Raw genomic sequence first — 17,290 nt, forward strand, 5'->3', positions numbered from 1 at the left:
TCATTCGGACAACACTGTGGACGCGTTTGTGGGCAGCACACGACGCGCGAGGGCGCTCGCCGGACGTGCCGGCTTCGCCCTCGCGCGTTTACGCGTGCTCAACGACGGTACTCGTCGTACCCGTCGTCGTACGGGTCTTCATACCCGCTGTCGGCAGGCTCCTCGTGGTGGTTGTCACTGGAGGAGTTACTCGACAGCTCGCGCTGCAAAGCATCGAAGTCAGTCTCGTGCGAGCTGTACTTGAGCTCACGCGCCACCTTCGTCTGCTTGGCCTTAGCCCGGCCGCGCCCCATGGCTCGACCCCCTCGCACAGGGGCGGGGCGGCCGGGGGAATCGGCGGCCCCGCATCGTCTCGACAATTATTTCCTGCTCACACCGTACCGTGTCCCGGGGGTTCGATGCGACGTGGCACGGTGTGCCGGTCACGACAGTGTTCGCCGGACACCGGTTACCGGCCGGTCGGTGGCGATCGGTGCAGGTAGACGTGCCACGATCTACCCGTGCTTCGTCCCTTCGTGGCTTACCTGCGGGTGTACGAACCCCTGCTCGCCCTGGGCGATCCGCCGGACGAGCGGCTGCGTGCGGCCGTCGCCGCGGCCAAGCTCCGGCGGACGGACGCGGGCGCGCGCGAGCAGGCCATGTGGCTCAGGTCACAGGTGGCCGCGCCGCGGCGGCTGCTGCCCGCCGAGCTCGCCGACGGCCGGCCGGCGCCGAGCCTGCTGACCGACGTCCTGGTGCTCGACCCCGCGGAAGTGCCGGGCGGCAAGGCCGAGCACGGCCCGCTCGTCTGCCCGCTGGAGCTGCGGGCCCGCTCGGCGGCCGCGCTGGTCACCTTCCTCGGCGACGCGCACCCGGCGCTGAAGAACGTCGTCCTCGACGAAGGCGGCTTCACCCAGGAGACGATCCGCGCGCGGACGAAGTCGGCGATGGTGGACCTGAGCACGTCGGCGGCGCACACGTTGTCGACGACCTGGACCGTCCCGCTGCCGTGGTTCGTGCTGATCGAGCCGGAGGAACGGCGCCTGGTGCTCGGCGACGGCCGGGCCGACCCCCGGCGCGAGCTGTCTTGGCGGGCGACCCTCGCCGACGCGCAGCACCGCGCCCGCGAGGCCGGCGAGCTGCTGGAGCAGACCTTCGGCGACTCCGGGCCGGGCCGCGTGCTGTTCGAGACGCGCCGGTGGCTGGACAACTTCCACGCGGACTCGGTGGTCGAGCTCGACTACGGCGGCCTGGTGCAGTTGTTCACGGACCCGGTCCTGGAAGCCGACAACACGGCCGACGAGGTCCACGACATCCTGGACGCCCTGCGCTCGGGCAACGTCGAGGAGCTGGCCGAGCTGTTCTCGGACCTGCGGGAGTTCTGGGGCGACGTGGCCGCCCGCGAACGCGCCAACTAGGGGACAACCGGACGGTCCGGCGGCTTCCCGGCCCGGAACTGTCGGTGCTTCCCGGTAGCGTGGAAAACGGGGGCTGCTCAGCCGCGCCGATCAGCCACGGCGCGCGAAGCTGCACCGCCGCCCATCAGCGCAACTCCGGCACCCGGATCTCGCCGACCGGCCGCCCGCCACCCAAAACCGCAGGCCGGGCCAGCTCGTCGAGCCCCGACACGTCCGCCCCGAGGTACCGCAGTGCCTCCACCGCCAATGGCGCGCAAGCCCGCTTCGCGCCGTCGTCCACCTTCATCGCCACCGCGAACCCGTCCGGCAGCGCGAACGCCTGGACCCCTTCCGCGCCGGCCTTCGCGACCAGACCCTCCACACCGGACATCAACGCCGTGTCTTCGCGGCCCGTCCCCGCCACCAGCCACGGATGCGCCCGCATCGCCGAAGCGACCTTCGCCGAAGGGCCTTCGGAAGCACCGGCGATCCGGCCGAAGGCGCGAGCCAGCCCTGTCAGGGAGAACGCGAACAGCGGCGCGCCACAGCCGTCGACACCCGTGTGGGCGATCGGCTCGCCGGTCAGCTCCGAGACCGCGCCCGCGATCGCCTGCTGAAGGGGATGGTCCGGCGCGGCGTACCCGGCCACCGGCCAGCCGGCCCGGACGCAGGTCGTCAGCATCGCCGTGTGCTTGCCCGAGCAGTTCATCATCACCCGGCGCGGCTCGGCCGCGTCGCGCATGCTCGGCACGTGGAGGGGGAAGTCCGGTGGGCACGCCAGGTCGTCTTCGCGCAGGCCGGCCGCGTCCAGCAGCTCCAGCACCCGTTTCACGTGCCCGGGCTCGCCCGAGTGGGACGCGCACGCCAGCGCCAGGTCCTCGCCCGTGAAGTCCAGGCCCGCGCGCAGCATGCCGACCGCCTGCAGCGGCTTGTTCGACGACCGCGGGAAGACGGGTGAGACCACGTCGCCGAGGGCCAGGCGGGCCTCGCCTTCCGGACCCGTGATCACGAGGGCGCCTCTGTGGACGCTTTCGACGAAGCCGGAGCGGACGACTTCGGCGAGCACGGGGTCGGTCACTCGCCGCGGCCGCCTTCGTTCTCCAGCAGCTCGTCCACTGTGGCCGATCCCTGCTGGTAGCGCTGGGCGATCTCCGCGTTCAGCGTGTCCATCACGCCTTGGACCTCGCGGCGGAACGACGACACCGACAGCTCTTCGCGCGCGTAAGTGTCCAAAGCGGAGGCGAGCTTTTCGTCCGACAGGGACTCGACGTCGGTCAGGTCCGTGTCGCCGATCAGGGCCTCGGCGTGGCGCCGGTGCTCGCCCGCGCGGGACGGCTCCAGCTGCTGGTGACGCCCCGAACCCGCCGCCGGGCCCAGTGCGTTGTCGGCCAGGATCGTGGCCAGCTGGTCGACGATGCTCGCTTCGCCGCCGGAACTGCGCCGCGCCTGCTCAGCGCGCACGATGTCGATCCGGGCGTGCAGGAGACGCCGCAGGTAGGACAGGTCGGTCTCTTCTTGCGCGGCTTCGTCGCGCCGCTCGCGCAGCACCTTCAGCGGCAGATCACCCAGGCCGCTGAGGTACCCCGGGCCGAGCACGCGGTCGATCCGCCGCCTGCCGCCGGGCCGCACTTCGATCACAGCGCAGTTTATCCCGGTTGAGCGTGATCTCGCTGTCAGGGGCTTTCCTTCAGCCACGGAGTTGCGCCGCCGCCGCACGCCCCGGTGCGGGCTGTTCCGCGGGCACGGAGTCGGGGTCGATCGCCGCCTGGACGAGGTTGTCCTCCGACCCCGCCAGCAGCTCCGCATCCACCGGGGTCGACCGCTTGACCAGCGCCAACGCGATCGGGCCGAGCTCGTGGTGCTGGATCACCGTGCCGATCCGGCCGACCGTGCGGCCGTCCAGCAGCACCGGGTCACCGGTTTCCGGGGTGATCTCGGGCGATCCGTCGAGGTGCAACAGGAGCAGGTTCCGCGGCGGACGTCCCACGTTGTGGACTTTCGACACCGTTTCCTGGCCGCGGTAGCAGCCCTTCGCGACGTGCGCGGCCGAGCCGACCCAGCCGACCTCGTGCGGGATCGTGCGGTCGTCGGTGTCGACGCCCAGCCGCGGCCGCACCGACTCGACGCGCAGCGCGTCGAACACCCAGCTGCCCGCCGCCCGCGCGCCCGCGTCGGTGAGCCGCTTCCACCAGTCCGCGAGCGCCTCGCGCGGCACCGCCAGGTCGACGCTCGACCGGCCGGGCCACGGCATCCGCCGCGCGAACCCGCCACCCGGCAGCGCCGCCACCGCGTACGGTTCCGGGCCGACCTCGGCGCCGGCCGCGCTCAGCACGCGCTCGGCGTCCGGGCCGAGCACGGTGAGCAGCGCGAGCTCGCCGGTCGCGTCCCGGATGTCCACCTTGGACCAGAACTTCATCGCCTCGAGGTACTCGCGAAGCGTCTGCGGGCCGCCCTTGGGCAGCGCGCTCGTCACGCTCGGACCGGGGTCGGTGTCGAGGTACACCGTGCCGTCGAGGTGCGCCAGCACCATGTGCGTCTCCACGCGGCCCTGGCTGTCGAGGACCAGCGCCTCGGTGCCGGAGCCCTCGGCCAGCCCGGTCACGTGCTGCGAGATCACCAGGTGCAGCCACGACAGCCGGTCTTCGCCGGTCACGGCGAGGAACTCGCGGTGCGACCGGTCGATCACGACCACGCTGCGCGAGGCCGTCCGCTGCTCCGCGAACGGGTCTCCCCAATGCCAGGGGACGCCGGCTTCGGGGTGGTCGTCAGGGGAAGGGATCGATCGGGGCACGTCCAGCAGCGGCGAGCGGTACGGCATACCGTCCAGCCTAGGTGAGTACTGTGTCCTCCGTGCGCGTGCTCGTCTTCCTGGACGGAACCCCGGCCGACCCCGACGTGGCCCAGATCAAGGTCGACGACCTCGGGCTGATGCGCGGCGACGGCGTCTTCGAGACGATCCTCGTCGTCGACGGCAAGCCCCGTGAGCTCCGGCCGCACCTCGAGCGGCTGGCCCGTTCGGCCGCCATGCTCGACCTGCCCGAGCCCGACCTCGCGGCCTGGGAACGGGTCGTTGCCCTGGTGCTCGAAAGGTGGACCGGCAGCCCCGAAATGGTGCTGAAGCTGGTGTACACGAGGGGATCCGACGGCGACCCGGCCGCGGTGCCGACCGGCTTCGCGCTCGGTTCGGAGGTCGCGCCGTCGATCATCAAGGCGCGCGCCGAAGGCGTCGCCGCGATCACCCTCGAACGCGGTTTCCCGCCGGATCTCGCCGAGCGCGCGCCGTGGCTGCTGCTCGGGGCGAAGCCGTTGTCGTACGCGGTGAACATGGCCGCGGTGCGGGAGGCGGGCCGCCGCGGTGCCGAAGATGTGATTTTCACCGCGGCCGACGGTTCGGTGTTCGAAGGGCCGACGTCGACCGTCGTGCTCGCGAAGGGCCGCACGCTCTACACCCCGCCGTCGAGCATCGGGATCCTGCCGGGCACCACCCAGGCCGCGGTGTTCCGCGGCGCCGAGAAGACGGGCTGGGCGGTCAAGGTGGAGCCGCTGACCGTGCGCGACCTCGTCGAGGGCGACGGTGTGTTCATGGCCTCCAGCGTCCGCAAGCTGACCCGCGTGCACACGCTGGACGGCGAGCGGCTGCCCGATTCCGAAGCGGTGTACGCCGAGCTCGTCGCGGCCTACGAAGCCGAGTACGCCTGACCCTGGGTGATCCGGACGACCGCGGGCGCGACCTCTTCGGCCCGGTAGGCGGCGATCTTGTGGTGGCCGTCGATGATCAGCTCGCGTTCGCCGCCGGCCAGCACCACCGCGACCGGCCGGTGCCCGGTGCGGATCGCGGTCCGGTAGTAGCCGACGCGGGCCTCGTCCGACGGCGGCCAGGCGTCGGTCGGCGTGAGCAGCTGGTCATCCGGCAGCCGTTCCGGGCCGCTCACCCGGTAGTCGCCGTCGACGAGCAGGTCGAGGACCGGTCCGAGCGTGGTGGCCAGCGGACGGCGCAGCTGCCCGGTGGCCAGCGCGATCCGCAGCGACTGCGGCAGCTCCGCCCGCGCCCGCGCGTTCACGTCGAGGAAGCCCGTGCCACCGCTGATCGTCACCTGTTCCACGTTTATGAGGACGGGCGACGGCGCGCCAAGGTTCCAGCCCCTACCCGGACGGGTGCACCGGGTGATGCGGGTCTCACCCGCGCGGCGGTGCGCCTTGCTCAGGACGGCCGGAACCGGATTCGGGTACCCGGCCGAGCCTGCGCGAGGGCGCTCAACGCGGCCGTTCCGACGACGGCGGCGACCGGGTAGCCGCCGGTGGTGGGGTGGTCGGCGAGGAACACCACCGGCAGCCCGCTCGGCGGCACCTGGATCGCGCCGGTGACGACGCCCTCGCTGGGCAGCTCTCCGTCGACGGCCCGGCGCAGCGGCGTCCCGTCCAGGCGCAGGCCGACGCGGTTCGACTCGGCCGTCACCGTCCACCCCGCCGAGAGGCCGCCTGCCGGAGCGTCGATCCAGTCGTCGCGGGGGCCGAGCGTCACGGGCACCACGAGCTCACCCGGCGCCCGCACCGGCACGACGACGTCCGCGCCCGCGGGGATTCCGGGCTCGCCGAGCGGAAGGACGTCTCCGGCGCGCAACGGCGGCGGCCCGATGCCGGACAGGACGTCCCGGGACCGGCTGCCCAGCACCGGGTCGACCGCGATGCCGCCGGAGACGGCGAGGTAGCAGCGCAGGCCCGTCGACGGGGTGCCCAGCGCCAGCGTCCGGCCCGCGCGGACCGCCAGTGGCGCGTGGGAGCCGGCGGGACGGCCGTCGACCCGGACGTCGACCGCCGGGCCGGTGACCGCGACCGTCACCGCGGACGTGAACCGCACGGAGAGGCCACCGAGCAGGGCTTCGATCCCGGCGGCGTCCTCGGGGTTGCCGACGAGCCGGTTCGCCAGCCGCAGCGAAGCGGTGTCGAGGGCTCCCGAAGGCGCAACCCCCAGGTGGGCGTAGCCGGGCCGGCCCAGGTCCTCGACCAGCGCGTACCGCCCGGGGTCGAGCACTTCCAGGCTCCTCACCGGACGCTCCGGAAGCGGACGCGGTCCCCCGGCGCGAACAACGCGGGCGGGTCCGCGTGGGGGTCGAACAGCGTCGCCTGCGTGTGCCCGAGCAGCCGCCAGCCGCCCGGTGACTCGCGGGGGTAGACGCCGGTGAACTCGCCGGCGAGCCCGACCGACCCGGCCGGGACGCGGGTCCGCGGCGACTCCAGGCGCGGCTGCCGGAGCTGCGGGGGAAGCCCGGTCAGGTAGCCGAAACCGGGGGCGAACCCGGTGAACGCGACCGTGTAGACGGCTTCGGTGTGCATCGAGACGACGGCGCCGGGTGAAACTCCGGCGTCGGCGGCGATCCGGGCCAGGTCCTCGCCGTCGTAGCGGACGTCGAGGGTCACTTCCCGGGGCTCGTCCGCGGGCGGGTGCGCGAGATCGGCGTCTTCGAGCAGGGCCCGCACGGCCGCGACACCGCCGACGACGAGCAGGCTGCGCGCGCCCGGCACGAGGTCGACGACCGCGGGCGGGCGCGCGGCCAGCACGGTGGCATGGGCGGCCCGCATCCGGTCCAGCGAATCGCAGTCGAGGAGGGCGGCGTCCTCGCCACACCGCCGCCAGCGCACGGCGTCAGCCGACGACGCGGTGCAGCAGCGCCGAGGTGTGCGGCTGCATCTCCTGGCCCACCATCGCCCGCTCCTCGACGTAGCCGAGGGAGCCTTCGATCAGGCCGTACAGGCGCTGGGCCGCGGTGACGTCCTTGGCCGTGGCCGTGCGGATCACCGCGTCGGTGCCGAGTTCCCAGGACGTCTGGTTGCGGGGCTTGCCGTAGTACAGCTCGACGATGCCGGTGTTGTGCGTGAGCAGCAGCTCGATCGTGTCGTCCGCCTGCGGCCGCCAGAACCCGGACTCGCGGGCGGCGGGGCGGATGACGTTGCCGTCGTCGTCCAGCAGCCACGCGCGGGACTCGTGGATCAGGAACGGACGGCCGTCGTGGGAGATCGTCAGCTGCTGCGCGAACTTGCGGGGGCCGTCGATGGTCGGGTAGTCGACCTCGCCCTCACCGCGCCAGACGCCGACGAGCGGCAGCAGCGCGAGGCAGGCGTCGTTGAGGTTCGGCCCCTCACGCAGGTTCGCGGTGTCATTCGGAATGGGCAGGTCGTCCCACAGCGGGAGGTTGCGGGAGCGGGTGCTCTCCGCGCGCCTCTCCGCTGCCACGATGGCTTCGTCGCCGCTGGCGGTCATGGGTCAGCGCTGGTCCGCGTACAGCCGGTAGACGACGTACACGGCGAACCAGGTGATCGCGATGCCGGCGAGGACCAGCAGAGTCGTAAAGAAGGCTTCCACGCCCCGCAGAATAGTCCGCCCGGTCCCGGACGGCCCTGCGCAGGGTCGCCGCGGTGAGCACAGTCACCCGGCCGGAACACCGCGAAGGCCTCCCTGCCGGAGCAGGAAGGCCTTCGCGGGTGAACCGGAACTCAGCCGACCGAGATGGCCAGCTGGTGCAGGCCGGGGCCCTCGGCGGTGACCGAGGCTTCGCCGTTGCCGGAGCGGTGCAGCGCGCGCACCGTCCACTCGCCCGGCGCCGCGTAGAAGCGGAAGTCGCCGTCGGCCGACGAGACGACCTCGCCGGTGAAGTCGCCGCCGCCGTCGAGGAGCCGGACGAACGCGCCGCCGACCGGCCCGTTCGCGCCCGTCACCTTGCCGGCCAGCACGACCTGGCCGCGCGTGTCGTAGTCCGCCGGCGTGGCCTCCTGGACCGGTGCGCCGCAGCTGTCGTCAACCGCCATCACTTGGCTCCCAACTCGACCGGCACGCCGACGAGCGAGCCGTATTCCGTCCATGAACCGTCGTAGTTCTTGACGTCCTCGTAGCCCAGCAGCTCGTGGAGCGCGAACCACGCGATCGAGGAGCGCTCGCCGATGCGGCAGTAGGCGATGGTGCCCTTGCCCTCGTCGATGCCCTCGTCCTTGTACAGCTCCTTGATCTCTTCCTCGGTCTTGAAGGTGCCGTCCTCGTTGGCGACCTTCGCCCACGGCACGTTCAGCGCGCCGGGGATGTGGCCGGGAACCTGGGACTGCTCCTGCGGCAGGTGCGCCGGGGCGAGCAGCTTGCCGGAGAACTCGTCCGGGGAACGCACGTCGACGAAGTTCTTCGACCCGATCGACTGGACGACCTCGTCGCGGAAGGCACGCAGCGAGAGGTCCTGGTCCTGGGCCCGGTACTCGGTGCGGTCGCGCTTGACCTCGTCGGAGTTCAGCTCACGGCCGTCGAGCTCCCACTTCTTGCGGCCGCCGTCGAGCAGCTTGACGTTCTCGTGGCCGTACAGCTTGAAGTACCAGTACGCGTACGCGGCGAACCAGTTGTTGTTGCCGCCGTAGAGGATCACGAGGTCGTCGTTGGAGATGCCCTTCTCCGAGAGGAGCTTCTCGAAGCCCTCCTTGGAGACGAAGTCGCGGCGCACCCCGTCCTGCAGGTCCTTCCGCCAGTCGAACTTCACCGCGCCCCGGATGTGGCCGGCGTCGTAGGCGGTGGTGTCCTCGTCGACCTCGGCGAACACGACGCCGGGGGTGTCCAGGTTCTCCTCGGCCCACTGGGTGGTGACCAGGACGTCTTCACGGCTCATGAGAACAGAACTCTCTTTCTGGGTTGGACTTCAGGACGACGCGCGGGCGGGGCTGAAGCGTTTGATCAGCAAGTACATTTCGCAGCCGAGGCAGAAGTTGAAAGCCGCGTTGAGGAAGGCCGCGAACAGCGCGAACGCCGTCGCGACGATGCCGAGCGGGGTGATCCCCACGGCGAAGCCGATCGTGCCGACCAGGGCGAACACGAACCCCACGGCCTGCGCGAACCGCAGCGGCGCCGCGTCCTCGCGCTCCGACGTCGGGCCGAGGCGCGGGGCGACCAGCGCCCGGTAGACGATCGAGTACGGCGCCGCCTTGAAGCCGGCGAACGCGCCGATGGCGAACACAACGGTCTGGACGGCCAGCAGCGGCCACCACTCGGTGACCAGGACGACCGCGAGCACGATCGTGGTCAGGATGGCGGCGAACCGCGGGCCTCGCGGGTCGACGGCCGGTCCGGCGGACATGCGTTCCTCCAGCTGGAGCTCCAGGGGGTGCGTGCGAACGGCACGCGTCAGCGGCATCAGGGCTGGTGGGGACCGGATCGAACGGTTCAGTGCCGGTCGGACTGAACGCGACACAGGCTGCTGCGGACGCGGCAGAGGTCGACTGCGCGCCGCTGCGTCAAGAAGAAGGTGGTCAGCCCGGTCACGGGTGCGAGGGTACCCAGAGCTCCCTCAGAGTGGGAACCACGTTCATACCTTGGGACGATTCCCGATTTCTGGGACAACGCCCTGGTCAAGGCGTCCGAGAAGGGAGATGCGGCCGCAGGGCGGCGAGCAGTTCCGGGCCCTGGGGGACGCCGCCGACGCGCAGGAGCTCCCGGCCGTCCGGGGTGAGCGCGATCGTGGTCGGTGTCCGCAGCACGGACAGCGACTGCGCGACCTCCGGCTGGTTCGTCACGTCGAGTTCGACGTGGTGCAGGCCGGGCGTTCGCTCGGCCAGCGGCGCGAGCACGGCCTTCGCGTGCCGGCAGGGCGCGCAGAAGGTGGTGGAGATCTGGACCAGCGTCACCGCGGACGCCGGGTCGAGCGCGGCGGTGACGGGGGCGGGCAGCTCACGCGCGGGTTTGGCGTCGCGCACCCGGCCGTTCCGGGCCTTGAGCAGCGCGCCGGCGGCCGCCGCGGCCACCAGCGTCGCCACGAGCACCCACAGCCCCGTCACCGGCCGCTCCCTACTTGCTCAGGTCCGCGAAGGACACGTTCGCCGCCTTGCCCTTGATCGTCACCGATCCGCTCTGCACCCGCACGCCGGTCGGGGTGACCGACAGCGGCAGGTCCCTCGTGCTGATCGACGCGTTGAAGTTCGGCATCAGCGCCTTCTGCACCGCCGCGGGGACCACGGTGGTCTCCTGGTCGTTCCCGAACTGCAGCCGCTTGGGGAGGAAGTTGATCGTTCCCTTCGCGGAGTCGGCCTCGATCATCGCGAAGCAGAAGATTTCCAGATCCTTGCCCGCGAACGGAAGGTGTCCCGAAATGCGGACACCGGTGCTCGACTCGTCCTGCTCGGCCTGGCCCTCGGTGGTCTTCGTCGTGGTCGGCGCCGGTTCGCTCTGCCCGCTGTCGCCGTTCTGGACGTACTCCGAAGTCGACGGCTCGATCCGCAGGTCCTTGATCTTGTCCAGCGGGGACAGGCGCGCCAGGTCGGCGGCTTTGATGGTGACCGAACCGGTCAGCCTGCCGATGGTGATCGCCTTCGTGTTGCCGTTCGTGATGTCGGACAGCGGCGCCTTGACGTCTTCGAGCTCGGCGTTCACCGCGACGTCCTGCAGCTTGTTCGCGACCGGGAGGCCGGCGGCGGACACGCTGATGTGACTGTAGTCACCGCCCAGCGCCTGCGTGAGGAACGGGAAACCGTGGATCGTCACCGACGGGTCGTCGTTCAGCTGCAGCTGCGTGCGGGCCTTCTGCGAGATCATGTGCTCGGCGTACGCGGCGGCCCCGAAATCGGCGCCGACCAGCAGCAGCACCAGGACCACCAGTGCGATCACCCAGCGCCGGGCGCGGCGGCCGCGGCGTCGTGCGTCCGGCCTCGGTGCGGGCCGGTCGTCCCGGGTCACGGGCCTGCTCACCATCGCGTCCGTACTCCTGTTCTTCGGGGACACCCGGATTCCTCCAGGTGTGATCGATCCAGCAAGGGTTAGGTGCCCGGCCGTTCAGCCGCTATTCTCACTTAGCACCGACCACTGCCGCTGTGCGGCGACGACTCGAGAAGGCGGTGCGGCTGATGAGCCTGGACCTTCTGGTACTGACTGCGGAGGCCGACGCCACCTCGGTGCTTCCCGCGCTGGACCTGCTGCCGCACACCGTACGCGTCCGCGCTCCCGAGGTGACGGCCCTGCTCGACGCGGGCCACCGTGACGTGATCCTCCTCGACGCCCGCAGCGACCTGGCCTCGGCGAAGAGCCTCTGCCGCCTGCTCAAGGGCACCGGCGAGGACGAGGCGGCCACGCCGATCATCGCGGTCGTCGGCGAAGGTGGGCTCGTCGCCGTCAGCGCCGAGTGGCGCACCGACGACATCCTGCTCCCGACCGCCGGCCCGGCCGAGGTCGACGCCCGGCTGCGGCTGGTCACGACCCGCGACGGTGGTTCCCAGCAGGTCGACGCCGAGCTTCGGGTCGGCGAGCTGGTGATCGACGAGGCGACCTACACCGCGCGCCTGCGCAAGCGCACCCTCGAGCTCACCTACAAGGAGTTCGAGCTGCTCAAGTACCTCGCGCAGCACGCGGGCCGGGTGTTCACCCGCGCCCAGCTGCTGCAGGAGGTCTGGGGCTACGACTTCTTCGGTGGCACCCGCACGGTCGACGTGCACGTCCGGCGGCTGCGCGCCAAGCTCGGGCCGGAGCACGAGCAGATGATCGGCACCGTGCGCAACGTCGGCTACAAGTTCGAGCGGCCGGCCAAGAGCGGCGCCCCGCGTCCGGGCGTGCCCGCGCAGGCGACCGCCGAGTCCCCGGCCGAGACTGCCGAACTCACCCACTAGATCCCCCTTCCGCGCACTGAAGACGTCCCGCACAGCCTTCGCGTTGCGTCCGTCACGGGTACGGTCGCAGGGTGAGCGGAGACGGCGAGTGGCGCCAGGAACTGGACGACCGGCAACTCGAGGACGTGCGCCGGCTGCTGCTGGCCGTGCGCGAAGCCGACGGGGGGCCCGAGGTCGAACCGGCGGGCGCGCTGCCCGGCGAGTTCGACGGCGGTGAGCACCTCGTCGCCTGCGTCGAGGACGAAGTCGTCGGCTACGCGCACCTCGACACCACCGGCGACTCCTTCGGGCACCAGGTCGCCGAGCTGTTCGTGCACCCTGCCCATCGCAACCGCGGCTACGGCGCGAAGCTGCTTCACGCGCTCGACGAGCGCGCCGCGGTCGGCTTCCGGGTCTGGGCGCACGGCGACCACCCGGCCGCGCAGCGGCTGGCCCGGGCGGCCGGCCTGGAGCGCAAGCGCGAGCTGCTGATCCTGCAGGTCGACGTCGAAGGCTCGGACTGGCCGGAGCCGATCCTGCGCGACGGCGTCTCGCTGCGGACGTTCGTGCCGGGGCAGGACGAGGACGCCGTCGTGCGGGTCAACGCGCGGGCCTTCGACTGGCACCCCGAGCAGGGCGCCCTGACCGCCGATGACATCCGTGCCGACGAAGCACGTCCCTGGTTCGACGCCGACGGCTTCTTCCTCGCCGAAGAAAAGGACGAGGTGATCGGCTTCCACTGGACGAAGGTGCACGAACCGACGCCCGGCCGGTTCGGCGGCGAGCGCGTCGGCGAGGTGTACGTCGTCGGCGTCGACCCGGCCGCGCAGGGTGGCGGGCTCGGGCGGGCGCTCACGCTCGCCGGGCTGCGGTACCTCGCGGGCCGCGGGCTGCGGAAGATCATCCTGTACGTCGAGGGCGACAACGCGGCGGCGCTGGCGGTCTACACCAAGCTCGGGTTCACGCCTCACGAAACCGACGTCCAGTACGGTCGGTGACCACGGTCGACGCCCTGCGAGCACGTCGTCACTGACGGCATACACGCAGGTCACGGCCCGGACACGGCGACCTCTCGGGGTAGTAGCACTGCTCACATCCGGGGGTCTGTTCACTTTGCGTTCATTTGTTCACGGCCGACCGTCCATCAGCGCTGCCTAATGTCCGGTTCCGGCACGGCGACATCGCCGCGGCCGAACCGGTGAAGCTCCTGATGGAGGAAACAGCAGTGAAGATCATGCGGCCCCTGAGCGCGGTCGGCATCGTGGCGAGCGCCGCTCTCGTGCTCGCTGCCTGTGGCACCGACCCCGCGGCGTCCAACAGCAGCGGCTCGAGCTCCGCTGCTGCCCCCGCCGCGACCGAGAGCGCCGACGTCCAGTGCGGTGGCAAGAGCCCGCTGTCCGCGGAAGGTTCGTCGGCGCAGAAGAACGCGATCGACATCTTCACGCAGCAGTACGGCAAGAAGTGCTCGGGCCAGCAGGTCAACTACAACCCGAGCGGTTCGGGTGCGGGCGTCAAGCAGTTCAACGCCAACCAGATCGACTTCGGCGGCTCGGACTCGCCGATCAAGGACGCCGACGCCGAGGCCGCCAAGGCCCGCTGCGCCAGCGACGCCTGGAACATCCCGCTCGTGGTCGGCCCGATCGCGGTCGCCTACAAGCTGTCCGGTGTGGACAAGCTGACGCTGACCCCGTCGGTCACCGCCAAGATCTTCAGCGGCGGCATCACCAAGTGGAACGACCCGGCCATCAAGGCGGTCAAGGGCAACGAGAGCCTGAACCTGCCGGACAAGGCCATCCAGGTCGTGTCCCGCGCCGACGAGTCGGGCACCACCGACAACTTCCAGAAGTACCTGGGCGCGGCCGCCAAGGCCGACTGGACCAAGGGTGCCGGCAAGAAGTTCAACGGCGGCGTCGGCAACGGTGCGCAGGGCTCCAACGGCGTCGCGACCGCGGTGAAGGCCTCCGACGGCGGCATCACCTACGTCGAGGGCGCGTTCGCCAAGGACGGCCTGACCGCCGCCCTGATCGACAGCGGTTCCGGCGGGGTCGAGCTCACCTCGGCGAACGTGGCCAAGTCCCTGGACGCGGCGAAGTTCCTCAAGGAGGGCTCGAACGACCTCGCGCTCGACCTCAACGGCATCTACGCCAGCAACACCCCGGGTGCCTACCCGCTGCTGCTGACGACCTACGAGATCGTCTGCTCGAAGTACGCGAACCCGGACGTCGCCAAGGCCGTCAAGGCGTTCCTGACGGTGGCCGCGACCGACGGCCAGCAGCCGCTGTCCGCCAAGGGCTACGTGCCGATCCCGCAGTCGCTGCAGACCAAGGTCCTGGCCGCGGTCAAGGCCATCTCCTGACCGGTTGCGACAGTTCACTGAAGTGATAGAGGCTGGACACACCTGTCGATGAGCGAGTCAAGCTCGACGCGAACGCCCACCGGCGACCCCGGTGGGCGTTCGTCGTCCGCCACAACGCCCCCGGAGGATCCGATTTCGGAGCAACGAGCCTCGACGGCGGCGCCGGAGCCGCCCGCGAGCGAGAAACCGAAGAAGGTGCGGCCCGGTGACCGCATCTTCCAGAACCTGACCACCGGGGCCGGGATCTTCGTCGTCGGCCTGATCGGCCTGATCGGGCTCTTCCTGCTCATCCAGGCGATCCCGGCGCTGAAGGCCGACAAGGTCAACTTCCTGACCAACCACGGCTGGACGACCAGCGACCCGGCGAACATGGCGTTCGGCATCCTCGACCTGCTCGAGGTCACGGTGGCGACGTCGCTCGTGGCGCTGGTCATCGCGATGCCGGTGTCGCTCGGCATCGCGCTGTTCCTGACCCAGTACGCGCCCCCGCGGCTCGCGCGGCCGTTCGGGTACATCATCGACCTGCTCGCCGCGGTGCCGTCGATCATCTTCGGCCTCTGGGGCATCCTCGTGTTCGCCCCGACGATCGAGCCGTTCGCGCAGTGGATCAACGAAACGTTCTCGTGGTTCCCGCTGCTGGCGCCCGGCAACGTCGCGCCGAGCGTGCGCGGCACGATCTTCACCGCCGGCATCGTGCTGGCCGTGATGATCCTGCCGATCATCACCTCGCTCTCGCGCGAGGTGTTCGAGCGGACGCCGACCCCGCACATCGAGGGCGCGCTGGCGCTCGGCGCCACCCGCTGGGAGGTCATCCGCACCACGGTGCTGCCGTTCGGCAAGGCCGGCTACGTCGGCGCGTCCATGCTCGGCCTCGGGCGCGCGCTGGGCGAGACGATCGCGCTGGCCGTCATCCTGCTCATCCCGCAGGGCAAGAACTTCGACTGGAGCCTCTTCGACGGCGGCGCGACCTTCGCGTCGAAGATCGCCGCGAACTACAGCGAGTTCAACAACGAGGTCTCGGCCGGCGCGTACATCGCGGCCGGCCTGGTGCTGTTCGTGCTCACCTTCGTCGTGAACTTCGCCGCGCGGTCCGTCATCGGCAAGAAGGGGGACTGACCATGTCCGTCACCTCGCTCGAAGCACCCGCGTCGACACCGGCGTTCCAGCAGGTCAGCCTGGCCCGCAAGGCCAAGAACGGCCTCGCCACCACGCTGGTCTGGCTCTCGTTCCTGATCGCCGTCGTCCCGCTGGTGTGGGTGCTCTACACCGTGGTCGCCAACGGCATCAAGCGCATCCCGTACAGCAACTGGTGGTCGCAGGACTTCGGGGACGTGCTGTCCGACGAGGTCGGCGGCGGCGTGCTGCACGCCATCATCGGCAGTCTGCTGCAGGGCCTCGTCTGCGCGATCATCGCGGTGCCGATCGGCATGCTCGTCGCGATCTACCTCGTCGAGTACGGCCGCGGCAAGCTCGCCAGGGCCACCACGTTCATGGTGGACATCCTCTCCGGTGTCCCGTCCATCGTGGCCGCGCTGTTCATCTACGCGCTGTGGATCACCACGCTCGGCCTGCCGCGCAGCGGGTTCGCCGTCTCGCTTTCCCTGGTGCTGCTGATGATCCCGGTGGTCGTCCGCTCGTCGGAGGAGATGCTGCGGATCGTCCCGGACGACCTGCGCGAGGCGTCGTACGCGCTGGGGGTGCCGAAGTGGAAGACGATCATGAAGATCGTGCTCCCGACGGCGCTGTCCGGCATCGTCGGCGGCGTCATGATGGCGCTGGCCCGCGTGATGGGCGAAACCGCGCCACTGCTGGTCCTGGTCGGCTACTCGGCCTACACGAACTGGGACATCTTCCACGGCGAACAGGCCGCGCTGCCGCTGCTGATGAACAACGAGCGCGTCAGCAACCCGATGGACCCGGGCACGGTCGGCTTCGACCGGATCTGGGGCGCGGCACTGACCCTGGTGCTCATCATCGCGCTGATCAACCTCCTCGCCACCGTGTTCGCGCGCCTCGTCGCCCCGAAGAAGAAGTGAGCTGTTCCTGATGGCCAAGCGAATCGACGTCAAGGACGTGGACATCTACTACGGCAAGTTCCACGCCGTGGACGGCGTCACCCTGTCGGTGCCGCCGCGCAACGTCACCGCGTTCATCGGCCCGTCGGGCTGCGGCAAGTCGACGGTGCTGCGCACGCTCAACCGCATGCACGAAGTGATCCCCGGCGCCCGCGTGGACGGCCAGGTACTGCTCGACGGCGAGGACATCTACGCGTCGGCGGTCGACCCGGTCCAGGTGCGCCGCACGATCGGCATGGTGTTCCAGCGCCCCAACCCGTTCCCGACGATGTCCATCAAGGACAACGTCGTCGCGGGCCTGAAGCTGGGTGGCACCAAGGGCAAGAAGACCCTCGACGACATCGCCGAGCGCGCCCTGCGCGGCGCGAACCTGTGGAACGAGGTCAAGGACCGCCTGAACAAGCCGGGCGGCGGGCTTTCGGGCGGTCAGCAGCAGCGGCTCTGCATCGCCCGCGCGATCGCGGTCCAGCCGGACGTGCTGCTGATGGACGAGCCGTGCTCGGCCCTGGACCCGATTTCCACGCTGGCGATCGAGGACCTGATCGGCGAGCTGAAGAAGGACTACACGATCGTCATCGTGACGCACAACATGCAGCAGGCGGCCCGGGTTTCCGACCAGACGGCGTTCTTCAACCTCGCCGGCGTCGGCCAGCCGGGCCGGCTGGTGGAGCTGAACGACACGGAGAAGATCTTCTCCAACCCGGACCAGAAGGCCACGGAGGACTACATTTCCGGCCGCTTCGGCTGAGCTGTCGTTGCTGCGGAAGGCCTTTCCCGCCCGTTCTCGGGGCCGGCGGGAAAGGCCTTCTTTTCGTCCAAAGTGGAGCAACAAGAAAGCCCCCGGCCGCGGCCGGGGGCTTTCTTCGTCAGTGCGGCTCAGATGC

Annotated in this window: 21 protein-coding genes; 8 read left to right on the forward strand and 13 right to left on the reverse strand. The window is 70.6% G+C overall.

All coding sequences use genetic code 11. The features are described 5' to 3' along the window. Positions 1–98 precede the first annotated feature (98 nt). Entirely contained in the window at positions 99–293 is a 195-nt protein-coding gene (locus ACFVYA_RS01045) for a DUF3073 domain-containing protein (protein WP_285987204.1), read from the reverse strand. A 207-nt stretch (positions 294–500) separates the two neighbouring features. Between ACFVYA_RS01045 and ACFVYA_RS01050 the strand changes: the two genes are divergently transcribed. Then, positions 501–1,397, forward strand: coding sequence for a hypothetical protein (locus ACFVYA_RS01050; protein ID WP_285987203.1), 897 nt, complete (start codon positions 501–503; stop codon positions 1,395–1,397). A 124-nt stretch (positions 1,398–1,521) separates the two neighbouring features. Here the strand turns inward: ACFVYA_RS01050 and ACFVYA_RS01055 are convergent, their stop codons facing one another. Genes ACFVYA_RS01055 through ACFVYA_RS01065 form a run of 3 tightly spaced genes read right to left on the reverse strand, consistent with a single transcriptional unit; the run spans position 1,522 to position 4,194 of the window. After that, the gene (locus ACFVYA_RS01055; protein WP_387040910.1) at positions 1,522–2,454 is read right to left on the reverse strand and encodes an asparaginase; all 933 of its coding nucleotides are present in this window, start codon (positions 2,452–2,454) and stop codon (positions 1,522–1,524) included. Beyond that, on the reverse strand, positions 2,451–3,014 hold the full coding sequence (locus ACFVYA_RS01060; protein WP_285987201.1) for an aerial mycelium formation protein: 564 nt from the start codon (positions 3,012–3,014) through the stop codon (positions 2,451–2,453). The genes ACFVYA_RS01055 and ACFVYA_RS01060 overlap by 4 nt, the downstream gene beginning before the upstream one ends. A 49-nt stretch (positions 3,015–3,063) precedes the next feature. Further along, complete coding sequence (locus ACFVYA_RS01065; RefSeq protein ID WP_387040912.1) at positions 3,064–4,194, reverse strand: YgfZ/GcvT domain-containing protein; 1,131 nt, start codon at positions 4,192–4,194, stop codon at positions 3,064–3,066. A gap of 32 nt (positions 4,195–4,226) precedes the next feature. Here ACFVYA_RS01065 and ACFVYA_RS01070 point away from each other — a divergent pair, with 32 nt between their 5' ends. Beyond that, positions 4,227–5,075: an aminodeoxychorismate lyase gene (locus tag ACFVYA_RS01070; protein ID WP_387040915.1), complete on the forward strand. Its 849-nt coding sequence runs from the start codon at positions 4,227–4,229 to the stop codon at positions 5,073–5,075. Here the strand turns inward: ACFVYA_RS01070 and ACFVYA_RS01075 are convergent. From ACFVYA_RS01075 to ACFVYA_RS01115, 9 genes are all read right to left on the reverse strand, one after another. Further along, positions 5,054–5,479: a hypothetical protein gene (locus tag ACFVYA_RS01075; RefSeq protein WP_285987198.1), complete on the reverse strand. Its 426-nt coding sequence runs from the start codon at positions 5,477–5,479 to the stop codon at positions 5,054–5,056. The genes ACFVYA_RS01070 and ACFVYA_RS01075 overlap by 22 nt on opposite strands. A gap of 98 nt (positions 5,480–5,577) precedes the next feature. Further along, positions 5,578–6,408, reverse strand: a complete 831-nt coding sequence (locus ACFVYA_RS01080; RefSeq protein WP_387040976.1) for a biotin-dependent carboxyltransferase family protein — start codon at positions 6,406–6,408, stop codon at positions 5,578–5,580. A gap of 11 nt (positions 6,409–6,419) precedes the next feature. After that, positions 6,420–7,016: an allophanate hydrolase subunit 1 gene (locus ACFVYA_RS01085; RefSeq protein ID WP_387040918.1), complete on the reverse strand. Its 597-nt coding sequence runs from the start codon at positions 7,014–7,016 to the stop codon at positions 6,420–6,422. 4 nt (positions 7,017–7,020) lie between these two features. Further along, entirely contained in the window at positions 7,021–7,635 is a 615-nt protein-coding gene (locus tag ACFVYA_RS01090; protein WP_285987196.1) for an FABP family protein, read from the reverse strand. A 233-nt stretch (positions 7,636–7,868) separates the two neighbouring features. Beyond that, positions 7,869–8,180, reverse strand: coding sequence for a DUF1416 domain-containing protein (locus ACFVYA_RS01095; RefSeq protein WP_285987195.1), 312 nt, complete (start codon positions 8,178–8,180; stop codon positions 7,869–7,871). Beyond that, complete coding sequence (locus ACFVYA_RS01100; RefSeq protein WP_387040922.1) at positions 8,180–9,016, reverse strand: sulfurtransferase; 837 nt, start codon at positions 9,014–9,016, stop codon at positions 8,180–8,182. Before ACFVYA_RS01100 ends, ACFVYA_RS01095 begins: the two co-directional genes overlap by 1 nt. Before the next feature lie 30 nt (positions 9,017–9,046). Then, positions 9,047–9,481: a DUF4395 domain-containing protein gene (locus ACFVYA_RS01105; protein ID WP_285987193.1), complete on the reverse strand. Its 435-nt coding sequence runs from the start codon at positions 9,479–9,481 to the stop codon at positions 9,047–9,049. A 271-nt stretch (positions 9,482–9,752) separates the two neighbouring features. Then, positions 9,753–10,178 carry a TlpA family protein disulfide reductase gene (locus ACFVYA_RS01110; RefSeq protein ID WP_387040925.1) on the reverse strand — a complete coding sequence of 142 codons (426 nt, stop codon included), beginning with the start codon at positions 10,176–10,178 and terminating at the stop codon, positions 9,753–9,755. A 10-nt stretch (positions 10,179–10,188) separates the two neighbouring features. Beyond that, a complete protein-coding gene (locus tag ACFVYA_RS01115; RefSeq protein WP_387040927.1) occupies positions 10,189–11,088 on the reverse strand; it encodes a DUF2993 domain-containing protein in 900 nt (299 codons plus the stop codon). A gap of 152 nt (positions 11,089–11,240) precedes the next feature. Here ACFVYA_RS01115 and ACFVYA_RS01120 point away from each other — a divergent pair, with 152 nt between their 5' ends. From ACFVYA_RS01120 to pstB, 6 genes are all read left to right on the forward strand, one after another. After that, positions 11,241–11,996 carry a winged-helix domain-containing protein gene (locus ACFVYA_RS01120; RefSeq protein ID WP_387040930.1) on the forward strand — a complete coding sequence of 252 codons (756 nt, stop codon included), beginning with the start codon at positions 11,241–11,243 and terminating at the stop codon, positions 11,994–11,996. A gap of 71 nt (positions 11,997–12,067) precedes the next feature. Further along, the gene (mshD, locus tag ACFVYA_RS01125; protein WP_387040933.1) at positions 12,068–12,973 is read left to right on the forward strand and encodes a mycothiol synthase; all 906 of its coding nucleotides are present in this window, start codon (positions 12,068–12,070) and stop codon (positions 12,971–12,973) included. 227 nt (positions 12,974–13,200) lie between these two features. Beyond that, the gene (gene pstS, locus ACFVYA_RS01130; RefSeq protein ID WP_387040979.1) at positions 13,201–14,331 is read left to right on the forward strand and encodes a phosphate ABC transporter substrate-binding protein PstS; all 1,131 of its coding nucleotides are present in this window, start codon (positions 13,201–13,203) and stop codon (positions 14,329–14,331) included. A 195-nt stretch (positions 14,332–14,526) separates the two neighbouring features. After that, the gene (pstC, locus tag ACFVYA_RS01135) at positions 14,527–15,447 is read left to right on the forward strand and encodes a phosphate ABC transporter permease subunit PstC (protein ID WP_285994011.1); all 921 of its coding nucleotides are present in this window, start codon (positions 14,527–14,529) and stop codon (positions 15,445–15,447) included. 2 nt (positions 15,448–15,449) lie between these two features. Further along, on the forward strand, positions 15,450–16,367 hold the full coding sequence (gene pstA / locus ACFVYA_RS01140) for a phosphate ABC transporter permease PstA (RefSeq protein WP_387040937.1): 918 nt from the start codon (positions 15,450–15,452) through the stop codon (positions 16,365–16,367). A 10-nt stretch (positions 16,368–16,377) separates the two neighbouring features. Next, positions 16,378–17,154: a phosphate ABC transporter ATP-binding protein PstB gene (pstB, locus tag ACFVYA_RS01145; protein ID WP_285987187.1), complete on the forward strand. Its 777-nt coding sequence runs from the start codon at positions 16,378–16,380 to the stop codon at positions 17,152–17,154. Positions 17,155–17,290 lie beyond the last annotated feature (136 nt).

It is taken from the genome of Amycolatopsis sp. NPDC058278 (genome assembly GCF_042881395.1).
GTDB lineage: Bacteria > Actinomycetota > Actinomycetes > Mycobacteriales > Pseudonocardiaceae > Amycolatopsis.